The 21,227-nt window shown below is 54.7% G+C and carries 20 protein-coding genes and 2 pseudogenes; 4 read left to right on the top strand and 18 right to left on the bottom strand.

The window, feature by feature from the left end:
• Positions 1–64: 64 nt before the first annotated feature.
• The 3 genes and pseudogenes from ACTJJ7_RS11650 to ACTJJ7_RS11640 all read right to left on the bottom strand — a co-directional run bounded on the left by ACTJJ7_RS11650 (position 65) and on the right by ACTJJ7_RS11640 (position 2,158).
• Positions 65–469, bottom strand: a complete 405-nt coding sequence (locus tag ACTJJ7_RS11650; protein WP_353574532.1) for a DUF3085 domain-containing protein — start codon at positions 467–469, stop codon at positions 65–67.
• A gap of 9 nt (positions 470–478) precedes the next feature.
• Complete coding sequence (locus ACTJJ7_RS11645) at positions 479–1,081, bottom strand: DUF1419 domain-containing protein (RefSeq protein ID WP_353574533.1); 603 nt, start codon at positions 1,079–1,081, stop codon at positions 479–481.
• Positions 1,082–1,509: 428 nt separating this feature from the next.
• Positions 1,510–2,158 (bottom strand): annotated as a pseudogene (locus ACTJJ7_RS11640) (class I SAM-dependent methyltransferase).
• A 655-nt stretch (positions 2,159–2,813) separates the two neighbouring features.
• Between ACTJJ7_RS11640 and ACTJJ7_RS11635 the strand changes: the two are divergent.
• Positions 2,814–3,139: pseudogene (locus ACTJJ7_RS11635) on the top strand (IS66 family transposase); the annotation flags it as partial.
• A 3-nt stretch (positions 3,140–3,142) separates the two neighbouring features.
• On the opposite strand, the gene ACTJJ7_RS11630 reads toward ACTJJ7_RS11635, so the two are convergent.
• Both ACTJJ7_RS11630 and ACTJJ7_RS11625 read right to left on the bottom strand, forming a co-directional pair.
• Positions 3,143–4,621, bottom strand: coding sequence for an NAD-dependent succinate-semialdehyde dehydrogenase (locus ACTJJ7_RS11630; RefSeq protein ID WP_353574534.1), 1,479 nt, complete (start codon positions 4,619–4,621; stop codon positions 3,143–3,145).
• 148 nt (positions 4,622–4,769) lie between these two features.
• Positions 4,770–5,162, bottom strand: a complete 393-nt coding sequence (locus ACTJJ7_RS11625; RefSeq protein ID WP_353574535.1) for a nuclear transport factor 2 family protein — start codon at positions 5,160–5,162, stop codon at positions 4,770–4,772.
• A gap of 141 nt (positions 5,163–5,303) precedes the next feature.
• Here ACTJJ7_RS11625 and ACTJJ7_RS11620 point away from each other — a divergent pair, with 141 nt between their 5' ends.
• The gene (locus ACTJJ7_RS11620) at positions 5,304–5,828 is read left to right on the top strand and encodes a flavin reductase family protein (RefSeq protein ID WP_353574536.1); all 525 of its coding nucleotides are present in this window, start codon (positions 5,304–5,306) and stop codon (positions 5,826–5,828) included.
• Positions 5,829–5,839: 11 nt separating this feature from the next.
• Here the strand turns inward: ACTJJ7_RS11620 and ACTJJ7_RS11615 are convergent, their stop codons facing one another.
• Genes ACTJJ7_RS11615 through ACTJJ7_RS11565 form a run of 11 tightly spaced genes read right to left on the bottom strand, consistent with a single transcriptional unit; the run spans position 5,840 to position 17,337 of the window.
• Positions 5,840–6,478: a TetR family transcriptional regulator C-terminal domain-containing protein gene (locus tag ACTJJ7_RS11615; RefSeq protein ID WP_353574537.1), complete on the bottom strand. Its 639-nt coding sequence runs from the start codon at positions 6,476–6,478 to the stop codon at positions 5,840–5,842.
• A gap of 15 nt (positions 6,479–6,493) precedes the next feature.
• Complete coding sequence (locus ACTJJ7_RS11610) at positions 6,494–7,906, bottom strand: amidase (protein ID WP_353574538.1); 1,413 nt, start codon at positions 7,904–7,906, stop codon at positions 6,494–6,496.
• A gap of 9 nt (positions 7,907–7,915) precedes the next feature.
• Complete coding sequence (locus ACTJJ7_RS11605; protein ID WP_353574539.1) at positions 7,916–8,662, bottom strand: ABC transporter ATP-binding protein; 747 nt, start codon at positions 8,660–8,662, stop codon at positions 7,916–7,918.
• Positions 8,662–10,434: a branched-chain amino acid ABC transporter ATP-binding protein/permease gene (locus ACTJJ7_RS11600; RefSeq protein WP_353574540.1), complete on the bottom strand. Its 1,773-nt coding sequence runs from the start codon at positions 10,432–10,434 to the stop codon at positions 8,662–8,664. Before ACTJJ7_RS11600 ends, ACTJJ7_RS11605 begins: the two co-directional genes overlap by 1 nt.
• Entirely contained in the window at positions 10,431–11,468 is a 1,038-nt protein-coding gene (locus ACTJJ7_RS11595; protein WP_353574541.1) for a branched-chain amino acid ABC transporter permease, read from the bottom strand. The genes ACTJJ7_RS11600 and ACTJJ7_RS11595 overlap by 4 nt, the downstream gene beginning before the upstream one ends.
• 19 nt (positions 11,469–11,487) lie before the next feature.
• Complete coding sequence (locus ACTJJ7_RS11590) at positions 11,488–12,657, bottom strand: ABC transporter substrate-binding protein (RefSeq protein ID WP_353574542.1); 1,170 nt, start codon at positions 12,655–12,657, stop codon at positions 11,488–11,490.
• Complete coding sequence (locus ACTJJ7_RS11585) at positions 12,657–13,805, bottom strand: acetyl-CoA acetyltransferase (protein ID WP_353574543.1); 1,149 nt, start codon at positions 13,803–13,805, stop codon at positions 12,657–12,659. The genes ACTJJ7_RS11590 and ACTJJ7_RS11585 overlap by 1 nt, the downstream gene beginning before the upstream one ends.
• Positions 13,795–14,133, bottom strand: coding sequence for a Zn-ribbon domain-containing OB-fold protein (locus ACTJJ7_RS11580; RefSeq protein WP_440967162.1), 339 nt, complete (start codon positions 14,131–14,133; stop codon positions 13,795–13,797). Before ACTJJ7_RS11580 ends, ACTJJ7_RS11585 begins: the two co-directional genes overlap by 11 nt.
• A gap of 50 nt (positions 14,134–14,183) precedes the next feature.
• Entirely contained in the window at positions 14,184–15,743 is a 1,560-nt protein-coding gene (locus ACTJJ7_RS11575; RefSeq protein WP_353574545.1) for a class I adenylate-forming enzyme family protein, read from the bottom strand.
• A gap of 36 nt (positions 15,744–15,779) precedes the next feature.
• On the bottom strand, positions 15,780–16,901 hold the full coding sequence (locus tag ACTJJ7_RS11570; protein WP_353574546.1) for an LLM class flavin-dependent oxidoreductase: 1,122 nt from the start codon (positions 16,899–16,901) through the stop codon (positions 15,780–15,782).
• Positions 16,902–16,905: 4 nt separating this feature from the next.
• Positions 16,906–17,337: a RidA family protein gene (locus ACTJJ7_RS11565; protein ID WP_353574547.1), complete on the bottom strand. Its 432-nt coding sequence runs from the start codon at positions 17,335–17,337 to the stop codon at positions 16,906–16,908.
• 164 nt (positions 17,338–17,501) lie between these two features.
• Here ACTJJ7_RS11565 and ribB point away from each other — a divergent pair, with 164 nt between their 5' ends.
• Entirely contained in the window at positions 17,502–18,131 is a 630-nt protein-coding gene (gene ribB, locus ACTJJ7_RS11560) for a 3,4-dihydroxy-2-butanone-4-phosphate synthase (protein ID WP_353574548.1), read from the top strand.
• Positions 18,128–18,703 (top strand): molybdopterin-dependent oxidoreductase, encoded by a 576-nt coding sequence (locus ACTJJ7_RS11555; RefSeq protein WP_434782060.1) that lies wholly within the window; start codon positions 18,128–18,130, stop codon positions 18,701–18,703. The genes ribB and ACTJJ7_RS11555 overlap by 4 nt, the downstream gene beginning before the upstream one ends.
• Before the next feature lie 5 nt (positions 18,704–18,708).
• Here ACTJJ7_RS11555 and istB read toward each other — a convergent pair whose 3' ends face one another.
• A complete protein-coding gene (istB, locus tag ACTJJ7_RS11550) occupies positions 18,709–19,602 on the bottom strand; it encodes an IS21-like element ISRel5 family helper ATPase IstB (RefSeq protein ID WP_148148570.1) in 894 nt (297 codons plus the stop codon).
• Positions 19,599–21,104, bottom strand: a complete 1,506-nt coding sequence (gene istA, locus ACTJJ7_RS11545; RefSeq protein WP_434782063.1) for an IS21 family transposase — start codon at positions 21,102–21,104, stop codon at positions 19,599–19,601. Before istA ends, istB begins: the two co-directional genes overlap by 4 nt.
• Positions 21,105–21,227: the final 123 nt, after the last annotated feature.

Raw genomic sequence — 21,227 nt, 5'->3', positions numbered from 1 at the left:
ACGCGTGCAAAATCGCCCCGCCGGCAGGATCGGCGGGGTCGTGCGCGGTGTGAAATGAGATGGATTAGCGCCGGCGGGTGATCGGGACCAGCTCGAAGCTTGTTTCCGTCATCTGGACACGCAGATGGGTGGCGTCAGGCATGGCATCGAGCAGGCGGAGTATCTCAGCGGCCTCAAGGAATTCGATGCCATCATCGCCCCCGAAATGCCGGCGCTTGTAGTGCCAGTAGTCGGGCGTGGTGGAGGGGTTGCATTCCCCGGCATAGCAAACGAGTGCCTTCTGGCCCTCGCCGAGCTTGCCGTTTGAAAGCAGATAGACGCCTTCGTCTCCGACCAGCCACAGGCCGGGTTTTTCGCCCTCCCCTGGTTTGAGACCATAGTAGGGATTACGAAAGCCCCCATTGGCTGCGGCATCAGCCTCTCCGCGCGCGATGACGGTGCGGACTTCATCAACTGGAAAAGTGAACATCGCCGCACCTCACGCCGCTATGCGTTCGGGAAGATGACGCAGATGCACCGGCAGCTTTGCCGCAATCTCGTCGTCGGAAAGTTCGTCGAGCAGCTTGAGCGTGGTGCCTCCCCGGCCTCCATAGTATAGGACGGTACGCTTACCACGGTGTTCTGGCATCCATTGGTCGCCGGCATAGCCTCGATATTCGTCGTGAGTGGCGCTCCAGATATGCTCGAGCCGCTCTTCATGCGTCATCGCCTTGACCGGCCAGGTCTCGTGATCGACGATGGCGTCGCGCATCTCGACCGGCGAACGGGAGACAGAGAGGTCGCAATAGGCATGGAAGTAGCGGACGCGGCCGTCGATACGCAGCGTGTAGAAGACGCTGGTGACGGATCCGGTCAGGAACTCTCGCATCGCGAACATCTCGCCGCCCATCCAGAGCAGCGGCAGGATCTCGAACATGTAGCCGTGCTCTGCACGACCTATCTCATACCACTCCCCTGAATACAGAGGGCTAGCATCCCCCTGAGACTTGTTGGGCCGCCGCGCGTGGCGGTCGAACATGCGGAACATCTGCCGGCGATCGGCGACGCCCTGGTAAACCTTGCGGATAGGTGAGAGGGTCATAGGCGGGCTCCCTTGGCCTCGTCGGGCCGGAGCGCGGCTCACCTTCTCGATGACACCATCATCTTCAACCCTTCCTGACCCCTCCCCGCGGCCGCCTCTCCGCCCGGGCGGGTCAAGGGCCGGCGTTAGCCGGGCGAAGCTTCACCCTTGACGCGCCCGGCGGGTATGCGGCAGCCAAGTTTTTTCATCTTTTCCTCTTTCCATCTCCACTTCTAGTCTGGTCCATTTTCACCGATTCCTGCATCGCAGTTTGGGGAGACGACAAAGGAGATGACTCGTATCCGAATAGCTGAAGAGCCTCCGAAAAAAATTGCGAGAAAATTTTGGGTCTGCGGAGAAGAACTGCAAAGTTGTTCCAAGAAGCTCCTCGCGCGAAGCGACAAGCAATTTATCGCCAACACCCATAGATCCTCCCTAAAGCCGGTTTGTCACCGTGGCTTCATGCTGATGAGCAACGCGCTCTCCTTCTCGACCTCGAGCAAACCTTCCCCAGCGTCAAAAGCCGCTTCGATTGGATTGCGAAAGGCGGCGAGTTGGGCCTCCGAGGCAGTTGGATGCTGTTTCAACGTCACATTGGCGAACTGCGTTTCCATAAAGCGCTTGGCAATGTCAAGGTCAAACACGGCTGCACCGGATCGTGCGGAGGGCTTCCGAAAACCGTTGTGAGCACGTACATCTTGCGCATATTGTTTGCGCCGTTCGTGGTGACCGCGAGGAACCCGCCCGGCTTAATCACCATCGTAAGGCAGTTCCGCAGCATCCGCTTGTTGAGCTGTTACACTTTTGAAAGGAAGCTCTCGGTCACGTCCAGCCGCTTCAGCGACCATCCCGGGCGACAAATCGGACAAGTATCAGACCGATCCCCTCGGGAATTTCGTTGATCGCCGCGGCCCAGAACCATCCAGGATCGCACCCGATGTCTAATACCTTGTCACCCGGGTGCAAGAGCATGTGTTGTGCTACCCACGGGAACCAGTCGGTTTCTGCTATGGTGTACTCGGTATTAAGCCGAGCTCGCGCAGCAAGCTTTTTGCTGTCGCTGTATTGTTTTGCGTTCTCCGTAGTGGCGTCAATCATGTGTTGTTGTCTCTCTGCGACAATTCGTTATCGGTGCGCTATATTTTCTCTCAGCCTTTGGTTCTCTCCTCACGATGGACAAAACCTGCCGCTGAAGGATCAACTCCCCGCGCGTCCCTCCAGTGTTGAGCGGATCATTCACCTATGATGCGCTGCAATCCTTGCACTCGGATTCTCGTAAATTGACCGCTATTGCAACCCATGCCCTGAGCCTATGAGTGGTGGAGATCAATTTACAATGAGATCTCCACGACAAGTGGCGGATCGCTCAGTCCGCCGCTGTTACCGTATGCCTCCGCCGACGGCGTCTGCCGTAATTTGCTGATTAGCTTTAAGTCCTGGCCTCATGTCATACGCTACAACCATTTCCCCCATTGAGGTCTTGTCGGCTGACCATCTTGGTCGCCGACGAGATTGGTCGGACAAAGAGAAGGTTCGGATCGTCGAGGAGAGCCTGCAAGGTTTTAGGTAGGGGTCGGTGATGGCGCGGCGACATGGATTGTCGCGGTCCTTGTTGACCCGTTGGCGTCGGGAATAAGTAGTGGCGTTCTGAGCCTTTCCGCGTCAGCCGGCTTCTTACCGCCTACTGTGACGCCGCCGACGGCACCTCAGGAGATGACCACACCGCTACGATCTGAAGACGACAAGACGATCGCTGCAGACAGAGCGAGAGAAGTTCATCTGCCGGGATTGCGAGAAGATCAGTCAGTCACCGGCCCCGTTCCCACGCGACACCGCGCGGATGGGCAGGTCCCAACCTGCTCGCCACGATCCTGTTCGATAAGTTCGGCTAGCAAAAGCCATAGAATCGCCAAGCCGAGCGCTACGCTAGGGACGGCGTCGATCTCAGCCTCTCCACGCTGGCCGATCAGGTCGGAGCCCTGCGCGACCACTTTGCAACCGATCCATGACCTAATCCGCATCCATATACTGGCAGCCGAACGACTACATGGTGACGACACCACCGTGACGCTCCTGGCCATACTAAACATCAACACAGATGTATTTCAGTTCAAGATATTCGGAAATGCCATATTTTGACCCTTCGCGCCCTTGCCCCGATTGTTTGATGCCGCCGAACGGAGCCACCTCTGTGGAAATAAGTCCGGTATTGATGCCGATCATTCCGTATTCCAGCGCTTCTGCCACGCGGAGGACCTTGGAGAGATCCTTTGCGTAAAAATAGGAAGCCAAGCCGAATTCGGTATCGTTGGCCATCTCGATCACCTGTTCTTCGGTCTCGAACCTAAAGAGCGGCGCGACCGGGCCGAAGGTTTCTTCGCGGGCGAACTTCATTTCTGACGTGACACCGGTCAAGATGGTCGGCTGGAAAAACAGGCCCCCCCTGGCATCAAGCTTGCCGCCCACTGCCACTTTCGCACCCTTCTCCAGCGCGTCTGAAATATGCTCCTCAACCTTGGCGATCGCCTTCTTGCTAATCAGCGGCCCTGCGCTGACCCCTGGTTCAAAACCATCGCCGACCTTCATTGCTGCAACCTTCTCGGCGAGCTTTTTGGCAAAGGCATCATAAACGCCGGCCTGAACATACAGGCGGTTAGCGCAGACGCAGGTCTGGCCATTGTTGCGATATTTCGAAACCATGGCGCCTTCGACGGCGGCATCGAGATCGGCATCATCAAAGACAATGAAAGGCGCATTGCCGCCAAGCTCAAGTCCAAGCTTTAGCACCTGGTCTGCGGCCTGTCGCATTAGGATTTTGCCTACTGGTGTCGACCCTGTGAACGTCAGCTTGCGCACCAACTTGTTGGCGCAAAATTCCTCACCGATAGTCGCGGAATCCGTCGAGGGTACGACACTGAATAAACCGACAGGCAATCCGGCTCGTTCAGCCAAAACTGCAAGAGCGAGCGCGGAAAGAGGAGTTTCTGCAGCCGGTTTTGACACCATCGCACAGCCTGCCGCAAGCGCCGGAGCAAGTTTACGGGCTAGCATCGCAATTGGAAAGTTCCATGGGGTTATGGCGGCAACGACACCTATTGGCTGCTTAAGAACAATGATCCGTTTGCCTGGTTGGGGACCCGAGATAGTGTCGCCATAGATGCGTTTTGCCTCTTCCGCGAACCATTCGATATAGGAGGCTCCATACAACACTTCCCCTTTGGCCTCATTGAACGGCTTCCCCATTTCAGAAGTGAGAATGACGGCAAGATCGTCCACATTTGCGACCACCAATTCATAAAGCCGACGGAGGAAATAACACCGCTCTTTGCCCGTTTTTGCAGCCCAGTTTTTCTGAGCTTGGTGGGCGGCTTCAATAGCACGAATCGTTTCAACCCGCCCCATATCGGGCAATGTTGCTATGACCTCGGCATTGGCAGGATTAACGACTGCGAATGTCTTTCTCCTTTCGCTCACGGCTATCCATTCGCCTGCTATAAAACCTCTGTCGGTCACCAGAGAGGTGTCTTTAAGTTTCGCAAGAATGTGATCGTTTATCGCCACACTGAGACTCCTGAACGCTGCTGTAGTCGGATGCACGCTCGCGCAAGTTCGCCCTGGGCGAGCATGACAAACTGTACTTCTAGGTCGCTTTAAGACGTACGAGTGGCATGGCGTAAGCCGCCTAACTTCTCCGCTCTGACCTGCCCTGTTATGCCTCTGCGACCGAGTCCAGGTGGTAGGTTTTCGCGACGATGAGCCAGCGCCCGCTCTGTTTAAGGAGCACAAGCTGGTCAGTAAAGCTCTTCCCCGAGATAAGAATGGTAGCTGTAAGGACTGCATTGTCGGGCGAAGGCATGGCGATCGAGACCAGCTTTTCTCGTCGGCTGGCTCCAGTTCGCTCCGGAGCAGGTCGATTGGCCACCATGCTGAGGTACTCCTTGATGGGCACTGCAACTATGCCTTCGTCGCCATTGTAAAACATGGAGGACGAAGGGTGGAAAATGCGCTCCAACTTGCCAACGTCGCCGGCGTAAATTCCATCGCTGTAGTCCTTCCAGACCTCCAGTAGCAGACTATGATCCTCATGAACTTGGCCTGACATTTGTTCGACTCCTTTGGGTTAGATGGCATTCTGTATCTTTGGAGGGCACGGTGACAAAGGCCCTTGACTTTTGTTGAACATCCAACAAATATTCAGGGAAAGTAAGAATGTCAATGATCATGACCACGAAAGGGCAATGCTATGGCGTCCAGTAATATCGATGTGGCTCTGGAATTTCGCACTGCCCTTCGTGGAATGGCAGCAAGTGTGACGATAATCACAACGGCTGACGGCGACGGCCGCTACGGAATGGTGGCCACAGCCGTTATGTCGGTAGCCCTGGAGCCGCCAAGCCTGGTGATCGCGGTTAATAAATCTGCGTCCATACATCCGCGAATTTCCGGTCGCGGCTATTTCTGTGTCAATGTGCTCTCCGAGTGGGAAAACACGATAGCCTCCGGATTCTCTGTCGCCAAAGGTGAGGGCCGCTTCGCTTATGGCGCCTGGGCCAGCCGGCCGATCGATGCTTCTCAACAAGGGCTCCCTCATCTTGTAACCGCGGAAGCTGCGATCTTTTGTAAAGTGAGTGCCGTTTACGATTCGCACGGAACCCATTCATTGTTTATTGGCGACGTTGTGGACGTCGAAAGATCAGGAGCTTTCTCGCCCCTTACCTATTGTAACGGTCAATATGGAATATTTAGTGGAGCCCGGCGAGCGACCTAATGGAGTTCGCGCTACTCTCCCGAACGAGAGCGCCCCAATACGGTGTCTACGTAATTGTGACAACACGCTTGTGCCAAGCTCGGCGTGATAGAAGTGGGATCTGCAGCCCAGCCTACCCACAGTCCTTCAACCAGGTGAGAAAACGTGATTGTGGTTAATCTGGCATCGAGATCAACACCCGTTTGCTTTGCGGCCTTTTCAAAAAGTCTACCTACTCCCTCTCGGTATTCCTGCCAAATTTGCGTATAGACTTCTGTGAGCGGAGATGACCAGCGTGCGGAGCCGGTCAGAGAAACCCAGACTGCAACCTTTTCAGGAGTGAACCCGGGTGGTGTGAAGCTCGCTTTTACTAATGCATGCAGGCGCGCGGCAGGATCAGCGCCTGCCATTTGAGTGGCGGTGCGTATTGCTTCACCCAGATCATGCGCAACGCTCTTAACGGCCTCTAAGAGCAAGGCATCTTTACTGGTAAAATAATGACCTATCAGACCGCGAGAAAATCCGGCTTCTTCGCAGATTGTAGCGATCGTAACTGCGTCATATCCTACTGCTGCGATGTTACGTATCGCTCCGTCGATCAGGTCGCGCCTACGCTCTTGGGCAATCCTAGAGGGCTTCCGTTTCTGACGAGGCTCTTTGTTACTGGTCATTGTCCACCTGAATGCTCACACCCGGGTAAGCAATTTATCTGTCATCTTGTCAAGGACTTTGCGCCACTCAAAAAGATCTTCAACGATTTTCGACAGTCGAAATACGTCGGCGTCAGCAAATCGGTGCCCTACAATCTGCAGCCCGACCGGCAAGCCATTTGCGGTAAGGCCGCAGGGACTCGAACTCGCAGGTTGCTCCGTCAGATTAAAAAGAAAGCTGTTGATCCAAGCCTCAAATAGTCTGCCAGGTAGAAGCCCAGGTGTATCTGCTAAGAAAGGCGGAACGTGAACCGAAGGTAGGATTAGAAAATCAAACCCTTCAATGAGAGCGGCTGCCCGTGCCCTCATCGACTGAAGGCGATTGAAATCCCGGTACAGATCGATAGCAGTCAAACTCTCGGCCTCCAGTGACCAGTCAGATACTACTGTTGCAGCCGCCCGTCGATCCGCTGCAAATTCGCTTAACTCCGACCGGGCCCGGGCTTTGTAAAAACGCTCCCCCGCGCGTAAGTCGTCTGGCGAAAAAGAAACGTCCAGATCCTGAACTAAGAACCCTTCCTTGCGCAGCATTTCCACGGCTGTGGAAACTGTACCTAAAACCTCCGAGTCGGGCATCGTACCAAATCCGAGATTTCTGATAAAGCCGATGCGCGCAGATGTGAAAGCCTCCCTCAGCACCAGATCATAACGCATGTTATCGAAGGGTAGTGCCGTGAAGTCTCTGCCGTCCGGCTGCGAAATGATGTTCATTAATAGAGCAGCATCATGCACTGAACGAGCCATCGGCCCTGCTACCAACGCTGGGCTGTTGGGGAAATAGTACGGAACTCTTCCCTGACTGGGTTTGAAACCAAAGATACCGCAGAATGATGCTGGCAGCCTGATGGATCCAACAATGTCTGTTCCCACTGCAAGAGGATTCAAGCCCGCAGCAATAGAAACCGCTGTGCCTGCACTGGATCCGCCAGGTGTTTTGGTAATATCCCATGGGTTACGAGTCACGCCGTGTTTGGAACTGAGGCCGCTCGCGAAGATGCCAAAGTCCGGCATTGTCGTCTTCCCAAGAAAAACCATCCCCGCCTCCCGCATCCGCGCGACGCTTGGTGCGTCAACATCAAAGCGCTGTTGATCTGCGGAGTGCGCCACGGACCCTCTGTAGGAGGGCGACCCTGCAGACGGCAGTGCATCTTTTATCGAAGTTGGCACACCGTCGAGCAAGCTCAACGGCTGACCGCCCATCCAACGCGCGGAAGACTCCGAAGCCATCTTCCGCGCTTCATCTGCGGTGGTCAGATAGAAGGAGTTCAGTGCTGGATCTAGCGCTTCGATTCTCCGAAGTGCAGCCTCAGTTATTTCAACCGGAGAGAATGTTTTTTTCCTGTATCCCTCTGTCATTTCGGTTGCAGTAAGTGTTGAGAGATCCGTCATCGCAGCCCCCTAGAGAGTTAATCCGGCGTCGTCAGCGAGGCCGGTTCCAAGGTAGCTGTCGATAATTCGCTGATCATTTACCAGCGACGAGGCCTCACCCTCCAGCACCACCTTTCCGAGTTCGACCACGTAAGCATAATCTGAGATCGCCAGTGCTCCTCGAGCATTCTGTTCTACCAAAAGGATAGAGACCCCGCGGCTTTTCAATTCTGAGATCACATCAAACATGTCCTCAACGATCTTGGGAGCAAGTCCCAGGCTCGGTTCGTCGAGCATCAAAAGCTTCGGTTCCGACATGAGCGCTCTCCCGAGCGCCAGCATTTGCCTTTCTCCCCCAGAAAGTGTGGATGCCTTTTGAGTTTTCCTTTCCAACAAACGCGGAAATATCTCAAATACCTTGTCGATGAGAGTGTTATCTTTTGACTTTCTGTTTCTGCGGTGGATAAAGCTTCCAAGTTGGAGATTGTCTTCAACGGACATGCTTCCGAAGAGCTCCCGAGTTTCGGAAACGAGCGCAAGTCCAAGTTCAAGTCGAGCTTCTGTCGACATCCGCGCAATATCGATACCCAAAAAACTGACCGTGCCTGCCGATGGGTGGAGACCCATAAGCGAGTTCAAAGCAGTTGTCTTACCCGCTCCATTTGCGCCTACAATGGAAACGATCTTTCCCGCCTCTACAGCGATGTCTATTCCATCTATGGCTGGCACCTTGCCGTAGCCAGCACGAAGATCCCTTACACTAAGCAGCATTGTCATCAGGCCGTGGTCCCCAGATAAGCTTGAATTACGCGAGGATCTGTCCGCACGCTAGCAGGGGTTCCTTCTACAAGCTTTTCGCCGTAGTTAATCACCATAATCCGGTTCGAAAGACCCATCACAAACTCCATGTCATGCTCAACCAGGAGTATGCTGAGACCATCCTCCCGCAGCTCCCTTAGCAGAGACGCAAGTTTCTGTTTTTCAAGCTGCCTTAGTCCTGCTGCAGGCTCATCCAGCAGAAGAATCTCCGGATCCGCGCATAACGCGCGAGCAATTTCTATGAGCCGCTGTTGGCCAAGGGAAAGGCTGGCAGCATCCATATGCTGTACTGCTTCAAGTCCCACACGCCTAAGCTGTTTACTCGCCTCAGCCCGAAGCTGTTTCTCTTGTAACCGTTCCAAGTGGAGAGCCGCGCTGATTGTGCCACCGGCCACACGGATATGAGCCCCCAGCATGGTGTTCTCTAACACGGACATTCCATCAACAAGTTTTACATGCTGAAAGGTTCTCGCAACACCTTTTTGAACAAATCTGCGAATGTTTTGAGTCGATATTTCCTCCCCTCGTAGAAAGAGCTTTCCACTGTCTGGTCGAATAACGCCGGTGATACAGTTAAACAGTGTGCTTTTGCCTGCTCCATTTGGGCCAATAATGCTCACTATTTCTTTGTGTCCGACGTCGAAGGAAACATCGTTCAACGCGCGCAGCCCGCCGAAGGATTTCCCTATTTCCTTTAATTGAAGAAGCGGACCCGTCTCAGGCTTCCAAGCCCCTCCGGACCGACGCGGTAGGTCGGCTAAAGCTTCAGCTGCCGCTTCAGTGTGCGGTTTTGCTTTGACCTGAGCGATAAACCAGCCGCTGACGCCCTGCTCCCCGTTAAACTGCAACAGAAAGATGATGAGGAGGCCAAATACTATCGTTTCATACTGACCTGCCTGTCCGATCAGACCGGGAAGAGCACCTTGCAGAAATTCTTGAAGTCCCGTCAGTGCAACTGCGCCGATGACGGCACCCCATAAGCTGCTGGCGCCGCCTATCACCACCATGAAGAGGTATTCGATGCTGGCGGGAAGGTCGAAAGGCGAAGGGTTCACGAAGCGCAGCATGTGGGCGTAAAGCCACCCAGACACCCCAGCTAAACCGGAGGCGAAAATGAAGATTACGAGCCGTAGGTGTGATGTATCGATTCCAAAGCTCTCGGCGGTCTGACGCGCAGTTTTGATGGCTCGCATCGCTCGCCCGACGCGTGACTCGAGGAGATTGGAAGAGAGAACCAGCGCTAGGAGTAGCACACCCCAGATCAAAAAGAAGATGCCTGCCTGTGACGTTAACTCCGTACTGCCGATTGAAATTGGGGGAATTCCAGATATGCCGGTATGACCGCCTAGCAATTCGATCGTGCCAAACAAGTAGTAGGCACTCAAGCCCCACGCCATCGTGGCCAAGGGAAGATAGTGGCCGGACAGCCTCAGCGTTATTATTCCAACGAACCATGCAATAGCAGCGGAAAAGACGACAGCAAATAGCAGGCCAACCCACGGAGAGAGGTCAAAATGTAGAGTGGCAACCGCTGTAGTGTAGGCTCCCAACCCAACGAAAGCGGCTTGACCGAAGGATGTCACACCAGCGACACCTGTCAAAAGCACGACGCCGAGAGCCACGATGCCATAAAGGCCTATGTAATTGAGGACATTGACGTAGTACGCTGGTAGCGTCAATGCGAGCACCGCTAAACTTGCAAGAAAGATTAGGAACGCAATTCGGTTCATTCTGCTTCCTCCGCAAGAATGTTAGTCCCCAGCGATCTTACAATAAGAACAGGTATCACGACGGCGAACACAATCACTTCCCGATATTCGCTTGCCCAAAAAGACGCAAAAGACTCTACAACTCCAACGAAGAGGGCTCCTGCAATGGCAAGAGGATAGGATATAAGCCCTCCAATGATAGCAGCGACAAAGCCTCGCAACCCTATTATGAAGCCGGAGTCATAGTAGAAGGTAGTCAGCGGGGCGATCAGAATTCCCGACAACGTACTGACACCCGTCGCGATGGCAAAGCAAACCCGGCCCGCCATATCAGGTCGGATTCCGACCAACCTGGCGCCGGTCGGGTTCACGGCGGTCGCCCGAAGGGCTTTCCCAAACAATGTTACAGAGAAGTAGGTACCGAGAAGCAACATCAGCATCAGGCTTGTGATGATCACAGCGAGGCTTTGCCCTGTAAACATAATACCCGCGATTTCAAAGTCGCTGAGATTGAACGGCGTTGCACGCGCGCCATCTGGCCCGAAAACCAGGAGACCGCTTCCCTGTAATACAAGATGGATCGCTACTGAGGCAATCAACAGAACGAGAACCGACGCCCGCGCTAAGGGCTGAAATACAGTAGTATAGATCATTGGGCCAAGCGGCACAACGATTCCGAAGGTGAGTAGAATTTGTGCAGCGACTCCAATGTTCGTGAAGTCGATGTTTCGCAACAGAGTCCATAGAACGGCTGGAAACGCCAAATAGAAAGTCAGTCTAATGACGTTTGGTCGCATGCGCTGACGAGCGCATGCCACAGATTCGTAGAGGGTTGCGATGACTCCGAAGGCAGCAACCACGTACACCACGCCAGGGAATAGCCCTTGTTGGATAGAGGCGAATGTCAAGGCGGCATATGTTACTGTGTCGCCCTGTGCTACGTAGATAATTCGCGTCACGGAAAATATGAGGATCAGCGCTAGTCCAAGAAGTGCGTAGATTGATGCATTCACAATGCCGTCTTGCAAAAGGAATGCTGCTATTTCGGTTGTCATCGAGGCTCTCCAACTACTTTCAGCGCGCGACGGTGAAGTTCCCATCCACGACGCGGATTATGATGGGAGCGTCAGATGAGTAGCCGTTATGATCCCCTGCTGACATGGTCACCGGTCCGGAAGTCGTTTTCACGCTATCTGAATTCTCGATTGCGTCACGAAGTGCCGCGCGGAACTCCGGCGTTCCCGGATCGCCGACTTCCATTGCTTTCGGCAGGGCAGCATGAAGCAGCAATAGCGCGTCCTGTGCATAGCCTGCGAACGCCGAAACACTGCCTCCCCCGAAGCGCTCGTTATAAGCCTGTGCAAATTTGGAAGCCTCCGCCTGAGCTGGGTGCCCGTCTGGTAGCTGCAAGGCAACAGAAATCGGGTTTCCCGCAATCAGAACGCCCTCTACAGCCTTTCCGCCGATCTTTATGAAATCCGCGTTCACGACACCGGTTGTTTGATAAACCTGTCCGCTATATCCCCGTTGAGCTAGTGCAATTTGAGGAAGCGCACCAGGAGTTCCCGAAGCGACGACAAGGACCGCGTCTGGCTGGGCCGCGGCTATTTTCAATGCTTGTGCCGTGACCGAGGTGTCTTTTGGGTTGAACTTTTCCTGAGCAACGATCTTGAGGCCAGCAGCTTCTGCAACAGGTTTGAATTCTTGTACCCATCCTTCACCGTAGGCATCATTGAATGCGAACGTTGCGACCGTCTTGTAACCGCGGGCGATCATGTCCTTCACAGTGGCGGCCGCCTGAGTGGCATCGTTAAAGGGCGTCTTGAACGCCCATTTAGTGTTTTCGTTCTGTGGGAAGATGATGGCCCTGCTTGCACCGAGACTGATCATGGGTGTCTTGGTTCGCCCAGCTACCTCCGTCATGGCTAATGAGGCAGGAGAAGTTGAGGATCCGATGACGATATCTACTCCGTCCTGAGTCACAAGCCGTTCAATGTTCCGACGAGCAACGGTTGGATCGGAAGCATCGTCAAGAACAATGTAGGAGACTGTCTCTCCGTTCATCTCCTTAGGCGCAAGCGCGATCGCGTTCCGCTCAGGAATTCCGAGAGAGGCTGCCGGGCCACTGGCGCTGATAGTAACACCAACTTTTAACTCCGCGTGGGCAGAAATCGGCATTGCTGAGATTGTGGCTGAGAGTACTAGAGCAATTCTGTTCACGATGTTCCCTTTTTTGTTTTGCATTAAAGACTGTTTCTAGAACCGATTATCGTTGTGGCCTGATGAGACAGCGTGCCCCCATTTCCATGAGACAATGCAATCTCGACTCCATCGACCTGCCGCGTCGTTCCCTGTCCTCGGATCTGGATTACCGATTCGGCTAGCGCGAAAAGCCCGTACATCCCTGGATGCACGAAAGACAGGCCACCTCCGTTGGTGTTCACGGGCAAGCTGCCGCTCGGACCAATTCGACCACCTTCCACGAACCTGCCGCCCTCGCCTTTCTCGCAAAAGCCCAGATCCTCGAGAAAAAGGATAGGATTTATAGTGAACGCGTCATAGAGCTGTACAACGTTGACATCCGAGGAGGTTACGCCGGCCATCGCATATGCACGTTGCCCGCTTTCTGTTGCAGCGGTCACGGTCAGATCTGGCATCTGGGAAATCTCACGGTGCCAGTGTGCAGTACCCCCTCCCAACACGACTGCTAATGGCTGTTTAAGATCTACCGCTCGTTCTGTAGAGGTGAGTATAAGTGCTCCTCCGCCATCCGAGACAAGGCAGCAGTCGTACTTAGAAAGTGGATCGGCTATGGTTGGCGCGGCGGCTACTTCTTCGAGGTCCAGGCTCGGAAGCGGCGGAGCATCTGGATTCAACCTTGCCCAATCCCGAGCGGCAACTGCGACTTCCGCGAGGTGTCGCCGCGTTGTCCCGTACAAGTGCATGTGTCGCGCAGCCGCAAGTGCGTACCCTGTTATGGGCAACGGCGCCTGGACCATTTTGTCGAATAGAGGCGTCTCGAGCAGTCCCGCAATATTGCGGGAACTTTTCGCATTGCTACCATAGGCAACCAGCACGGTCGTGCATAGACCGGCATTGATGGCTGCTGCCGCTTGAAGGATATAACTTTGGAATGAAGAACCACCAACCATATCAGAGTTTGACCACTTTGGCCGAATCCCAAGATATTCTGCCGCCGTAAGTGATGGAAAAAAGTGATAGAAGGTGCTGCAGCAGATTCCATCAATATCAGCAAGTTTTAGACCGGCATCATCCAACGCAGCATCAGTCGCGCGAGCCATCAGCTCCATCGCTGTCCAACCCGGAGAGGAACCCAACCCAGCATAACCTAGGCCGGCGATTGCTATCTTTCCGCGCAGCTCATCCGTCATGGGCCTGCTCCACATAGCTAGGCCGAAATGCGACGATGGGCGTATCCTCCCACTTCCAATCTGCCATTTGAACCGAGGCGGTCACTGGTAGACCAATTCTAACCCGATCGGGGACAACATCTATTATCCGTGCGATCAACCGAGGACCTTCAGAAAGCTCAACAATGGCGACACAAAAGTCCCCACCTCTCTCAGGTTTCTGACGGATCACTGTAGATGAATAAACAATGCCCCGTCCGCTCGCTTCAACCCAATGCCAACCACAAGATCCAACAACATGTCTCGGATAGAAGACATACTCCCCTGTCTCCTTGATCCGCTGAAGCATAAACCTCCCGTCCTGGAGGAAATTTAGGAATTGACGTTCGGGGCCCTCCGTCATGAGGCGCACTTCTCATTTAAAGCAGCATAATGCTCAAGGATGGTGCGCTTTTGGATCTTTCCGGTTGTGCCCTTTGGAATTTCTGGCCAAATTTCAATTGTTTTCGGAACCTTAAAGGTGGCGATCTTGTCTCGGCAAAAATCACGCAGTTCATCAGGGCTTGCCTCCTTACCTGAAGAAAGGCTCACTACAGCGTGAATGCGCTCGCCCCATCTTTCGTCTGGCAACCCAATTACGGCAACCTCGTTGACCGCTGGATGCTCTGCTAGCGCGTTTTCTACTTCCGTGGGAAACACATTATAGCCGCCTGTCTTGATCCGAAACTTGGCGCGATCACTGAGATAAACGTAGCCGGCTGTATCCAGTCGCGCCATATCTCCTGTGTGTATCCAACCATCTCTGATCACCTCGGCATCTTTCTCTGGGGCATTCCAGTACCCCGAGAACTGTGTGTCGCTGCGCAAAACCAGCTCGCCTGTATCCCCGGTCGATACATCCTGCCCCTGCTCGTCCAAAACCCGAGCGGCAATGAACGGGAGTGGCTTTCCTGCCGACGCCAGAATTTCAGGGCGCTCTCGGAGACCGAGCTCGTGGTCTGCCGGGAAAAGCATCATCGACATGCCCATCAGCTCAGTAGTTCCAAACATCTGCAAAAACGGCTTCCCGAAGGCTCGCATTGCTTCTTTTATTGTCTTGGGAGGGAGTGGCGAAGCTCCATAGCCGAACAGCCGCATTGAGCTGGTATCGGTGCTTCCCAGCTTACTAGACTCCAATAAGGAATTTAACATTGTCGGGACGAGCACTACGTTCGTGGTTCGCTCGCGCTCTATGAGAAGCAGAGCCTGCTCAGCAGACCAGGAACCGACAATGACCGATGCAGCGGCATGGAATATATTCCGCATCAAGTGCATCAATGGAATGCCTGCAGCAGGCATGGCATGGAGCCAACGAGTAGTAGGATCTATGCCTTCTAGCATTGCTATGTAAAAGATTGATTGAAGGAAGGCCTGATGAGGATAGATCGCGCCTTTAGGTAACCCGGTTGAGCCAGTAGTATAGGCGATCATTGCAACCGGATGCGGCGTCTGCACCAGGACAGGCTGATCTAATTCGCCCGTAATCAGGCGTTCGTATTCGCTGCTTGCTGACCCGAATTCGATGATGCGAATTTGGCGCATCGGACCCTGCGATAGCATCCCAATTTTTTCTGCATGGTCGATGACTGGAAAATAGTCTTGATGGACAAAGATGACCGTGGGACTGCAATCCGCAACCAAGGCGGTGATCTCGGGCGGAGCAAGGCGAGGGTTCAGCCCTACCCGAACTGCTCCTACCTTCATACACGCCCCGAAGGTTTCGGCCACCTCTATGCAGTCCGAGGAAAGAACGACAACCCTGTCCCCTTGGCCCACGCCTAATCGACGCATCACGTAGCCCAAGGCGTCTGTACGAACCTGAAAATCACGCCAAGTCAAACGTCTGTCTAGCTCGACGAAGGCATCCTTATCACCCCAGTAAAGACCGTTGCGGTATATTAGTTCGCCAAAGGTCAACATAAATATCTCCTGCTCAAACCAGCTTCCATACGTCCGCTATGACGCCATGCCGACGGCAGCCGCGAATTCCTCGAGCATTCCAAACTCAACTTCTTCGGGGAAGTAACCGACGTGGTGCCAGAGGAAGAACTCGGTAACTCCGAAAGTCTCTTTCAATCGCCCGATCTCGTCAGCCACTTGTTGACGCGAACCTTCCCACAAACGTCCGACCGGAACATTATATGGCGGCGCATCATAGGCGTACTTGAAGAGTTCTAGAAAGCCCGCCTTGATGTCGGCACTTTCCGCTGGGTTTCGTCCGAGAACCAGATGCCCTCCGATAGCGATCGCCTCGTTCACCGTTGTTGTGCGACCAACCTCTTCGGCAGCTTTAGCGTAGTTCTCCGCAACGATTGGCATGAAGTGTTCTTTTTCTTGAGTGACAAATGAAACCATCTTGCCGCCCTCCCGACCCCAAAAGCGAACAGTCTCCATGCTGTGGCTGAATGGAGCATAAACATTCGGGTACGGTTGCTGGAGGGGCCTTGGAACGATGCCGACCTCCCGGAGTCGCCCATTTTCGTCAACAGTTTCCGATGCGTAATCTTTGGTTGGAGCGAAATGCCAGTCCATCTCCGGCGGAATCTTCCAAAACTCACCTTGGATTGACGTGGTTGGTTTGGTCCATAGCTCCTTCACAATCCGCCAGTTTTCGTAAAAAATCGCGCGGTTTCGCTCGTCGGATGCAGACTTGTCAGAATCCGTGGAGGTGATGCCTAAGTGTTGGCCAAACGTGCCCACCCAACGCGGCGTGTTGCCTCGAGAGAAGCCAGCAAAAACGCGCCCCCCCGTAAAGTGATCCAGCATTGCAATGTTCTCGGCCAGCTGCACAGGGTTGACCGCTGTTAAGTTCATCCCGAGCTGGCCAACCCTCATCTTTTTGGTATGTTGGGCAACAAAGTAGTTCCAGAACAACGGATTCGTAGTTGTTTCGATACCTTCTACCTGCATATGCTGCTCGGTCATGCAAAAGCCATCGTAGCCGAGCGACTCCGCAAATTGCATCTGCGTCTTAATCTGCTCCATCAAAATCTGAAAGCGCGCAGGGTCTGAACCTGCAAGCTTTACCCGCTCATGGCGGGCACGCATATACGGAACGACGAGGATGTTGAACTTCATTGTATTATCCTTCCATTCTCAGAAGGGCGGTGCCCTCGATTTCTACACGGGCTCTTCGCTCGAAAAGAGCGGAAACCTCCACCATGGTAATTGCGGGAAAATGGCGCCCCAACAGCGTGCGCCATGCTTCCGCGATTTCCGGTTGTGCAGCCTTAAAATCATCAATACTGGTGACGTAGACGCGCAGAGCGGCGATATCAGCGGGCCTGCCTCCGGCGCTTTCCACGACTGCGACAACATTCTCTAGCGATCTGACAAATTCCTGGGCGAAGCTTGCCCTACTTGAAGGGGCCGATGTGCCTGTAGCACCTCCAAGTTGCCCAGCAATTGAAAGATGTCGACGATTGGCGCCTACCATTCCGTAGGACAGGCCCGCGGGCCGCGCCCAACCCACTGGTCGCACCGCTATCAGGTCATTCGAGCTTTCTGAAACCAACTGAGCTCCCCTTTTGCTGATTTTGACGAAAGCAAATAATTTGTTGTCTGTCCAGCAAATTTTTTTATGTTATGCTCGTCCTCGGAGCCGACCGTGACGAACCACCGGCTGCAAGGTCAAACAGGCTCGCCTCATATGCGAGTTCGCAATCGAAAGGATGATCTATGTCGGTTTCGACAATTGATGAAGCATTGAAGAGACTCAGAGACGGCCAGATGATTATCGTCGTCGACGATCAGAACCGCGAAAACGAGGGTGACATTGTCATCCCTGCGGACGCAGTTCTAACGGAGCATATTGCATTCATGATGAGGAATGCCCGGGGCCTAATCTGCATCGCTATGGAGGGAGAAAGACTCGATAGGTTGGCCATCCCGTTGATGGTCTCGCAGAATACTGACACTCTAAAAACCGCGTTCACGGTCTCGGTCGACTACGTGCCGGGGACCTCGACGGGTATCTCTGCGGAGGATCGTGCGAAGACCGTTCGCGCACTCGTTGATGAGGGAAGTGCCTCCCGAGACTTTTCTCGTCCCGGCCACATTTTTCCACTTCGCGCTCATCCAATGGGGGTCTTGGGTCGTGCAGGTCACACAGAGGCCGCCGTCCACCTTTCTCGGTTAGCTGGAAGGGCACCAGCAGGGGTCATCTGCGAAATTGCGAACGACGACGGAACAATGGCACGAATGCCACAACTTGAAGCATTTGCGAAGAACCATGGCCTGTTGATCATCACAATTGAAGACCTGATCGAGTATGTTAAAGACATCAACCTGCTCGAAACGGCGGCATGACCGTGAAAGCTGAGATACCTGGATATTGCACGCTCTGTCGCTCCAGATGCGGAACGCTTAACACCGTCGAAAACAATCGACTGGTATCGGTGAGACCAGATCCCTCACATCCGACTGGCAAGGCGATGTGTATGAAGGGGCGCGCAGCACCAGAGATTGTGCATAGCACCGACAGGCTACTCTATCCGCTCCGTCGCACCACACCAAAAGGTTCTACCGATCCAGGCTGGGTGCGTATCAGTTGGGACGAGGCGCTTGCCGAAACCGCAGCAAGCCTTGGTCGTATTCGGGCGCAAAGTGGCGCTGAGGCCGTTGCCTTCTCCGTCACAACACCGAGTGGCACTCCGATTTCTGATAGCATCGACTGGATCGAACGCTTCATCCGGCATTTCGGAAGCCCAAACGCCTGTTACGGGACGGAAATCTGTAACTGGCACAAAGACTTCGCGCACGCCTTCACTTTTGGCAGTGGGATGCCTGCTGCGGACTATCCGAATGCCGAAACAATTATGCTGTGGGGCCACAATTATTGCGCGGCAATCAGGATGAGACGCGGGCGACAATCTGGATGAGATTCTTAGGTCGCGGTCGGGATCAAGTTATCACGCTGATTGCCGCTGACAAGTTCTTCGTCATTTTCTGATTGCCGCTCCGCGACAGGCAAGGCTGAGGTCCTGATTGTCGCGAAAGAGGCTGGTCGGCCCCGTTGGCGCTTTTCCTCGAGCGCTGTTCTGCGGCGATAGCTTTCGACGTTCATCTCGAAGATCGTGGCATGGTGCACAAGCCGGTCAACTGCTGCGAGTGTCATGGCAGGATCGGGAAAGACCCGGTTCCACTCCCCAAACGGCTGGTTGGCGGTGATCAAGATAGACCTGTGCTCGTATCGTGCCGAGATCAGCTCGAAGAGCACGCTTGTTTCCGCCTGATCTTTGGTGACGTAGGCGAGATCATCGAGGATGAGCAAGTCGTACTTGTTGAGTTTGTCGATAGCAGACTCAAGCTGCAGTTCCCGACGAGCGACCTGCAGCTTCTGGACGAGATCGGTGGTCCGGGTGTAGAGGACCCGCCATCCGTTCTCGATCAGCGCAAGGCCGATAGCAGCAGCGAGATGGCTCTTTCCTCCGCCGGGCGGACCGAACATGAGGATGTTAGCTCCCTTGGCGAGCCAACTATCGCCGGCGGTAATTGCCATGACCTGCGCCTTCGAGATCATGGGTACGGCGTCAAAGGCGAAGCTGTCCAAGGTCTTTCCGGGCGGCAGGTGCGCTTCGGCGAGATGCCGTTCTATCCTGCGATTGGCACGCTCTGCCAGCTCGTGCTCGGCAATAGCCGACAGGAAGCGAGCTGCTGGCCATCCTTCTCGGTCTGCCTGTTCGGCAAATTGCGGCCACAGCATTTTGATGGTCGGTAGCCGAAGTTCGTTGAGCATGATGCCGAGCCGTGCTTCGTCGATCACGTGGGTGTTGATCATGCGGCTTCTCCCGTCCCGATCAGGGCCTCATAACCGTTGAGCGATGCGAGCTGCACATGGACTGTCGGCAGCTTGGCTGGATCCGGGCCGAAGAGTGTTCGCATGGCGACCAGGTCCGGTAAATCGCCGGCGTCCAGGGTCCTGGCCAATTCTTCGGCAAGTTCGCGCTCGCAACCGCGGTCATGAGCCAATGCCAGAAGCTCAACGGTGATCTTGCAAGCCTGTTTGTCGGGAAGATGCTCGATGAGGGCTTCGAAGGCCTTGCGGTATTCCTGACGCGGGAAGAGCTTGTCGCGATATACGAGGCCGCGGAGCGCCATCGGCTTTTTGCGCAGGGAATGGATGACGTGGTGGTAGTTGACGACCTGATCGTGCCGCCCGTCGGGGTGGCCGCGTCCGCGGCGCAACGTCATCAGATGCGTACCGCCGACGAAGACATCCAGCCGATCGTCGAACAGGCGAACTCGTAACCTGTGGCCGATCAGGCGGGATGGCACGGTGTAGAAGACCTTGCGCAAGGTGAAGCCGCCGGTCCGGGACACCGTGACGACAATCTCTTCGAAGTCCGTGGTCCGGCGCTCGGGCAGCGCCTGCAGATGGGATCGTTCTGCATCAATGCGCTTGCCATGGGCAGCATTGCGACGGCTGACGATCTCATCGACAAAGGCGCGATAAGAGCCGAGGTCGTCGAATTCCTTGGTCCCCCGCATCAGCAGGGCATCATGAACAGCGCTCTTGAGATGGCCATGAGAGCTTTCGATCGAGCCGTTCTCATGTGCGACGCCTTTGTTGTTGCGCGTCGGCGTCATTCGATAATGGGAGCAAAGCTGGTCGTATCGGTGGGTGAGATCGACCTTGGCATCGGCGTCAAGGTTGCGGAATGCCGCCGACAGACTGTCACTCCTATGATAAAGCGGCGTGCCGCCCACGGACCACAGGGCATTTTGAAGCCCTTCGGCCAGCGCGACAAAGCTCTCGCCGCCGAGAATGACGTGGGCATGTTCGAAGCCGGACCAGACAAGCCGGAAGTGATAAAATAGGTGATCAAGCGGCCGGCCGGCAATTGTCACGCCAAGGCCGCTAGCGTCGGTAAAATCCGACAGGCCCAATCGGCCCGGCTCATGCGTTTGGCGGAAGATGACTTCCTGCGCTTCGCCGTGGACAGCACGCCAAGACCGGATGCGTCGTTCAAGCGTACGGCGGATACCTTCAGACAGTTCTGGATGTCGGCGCAGCATCTCGTTGTAGACGGCGACGGCACGGATGCCGGGAGCAGCCTTCAGCAGCGGGACGACTTCAGTCTCGAATATCAGCACCAAGGGGTCAGGGCGGCGGCGTCCTCGCGGCACTTTGCCCTGCGAGGGCAATTGCACCTCCTTGTTGAGGCGGTATGCAGTGGCTCGGCTGATCGACGCTTTTGACGCGGCGACCTCTACGGAATGCGCTTGTCGGTACTTCATGAAGAGTCTCATCTGATGATCGGTTACATGGCGACCCGGCACAAACTGGTTCTCCAATTCAGAAAACCGCAAATGTACCGGACGGACCGCGATCATGAGACGCCGAAAATCTGCGCCACGCCGGGGTATGACTACGATCGGGCTACGCCCTCACTCCGTCACACC

This window comes from Phyllobacterium sp. 22229 (assembly GCF_052056495.1).
GTDB lineage: Bacteria > Pseudomonadota > Alphaproteobacteria > Rhizobiales > Rhizobiaceae > Phyllobacterium > Phyllobacterium myrsinacearum.
The sequence above is the reverse complement of the archived record's forward strand: the minus strand, read 5'-3'. Positions and strand labels throughout refer to the sequence as shown.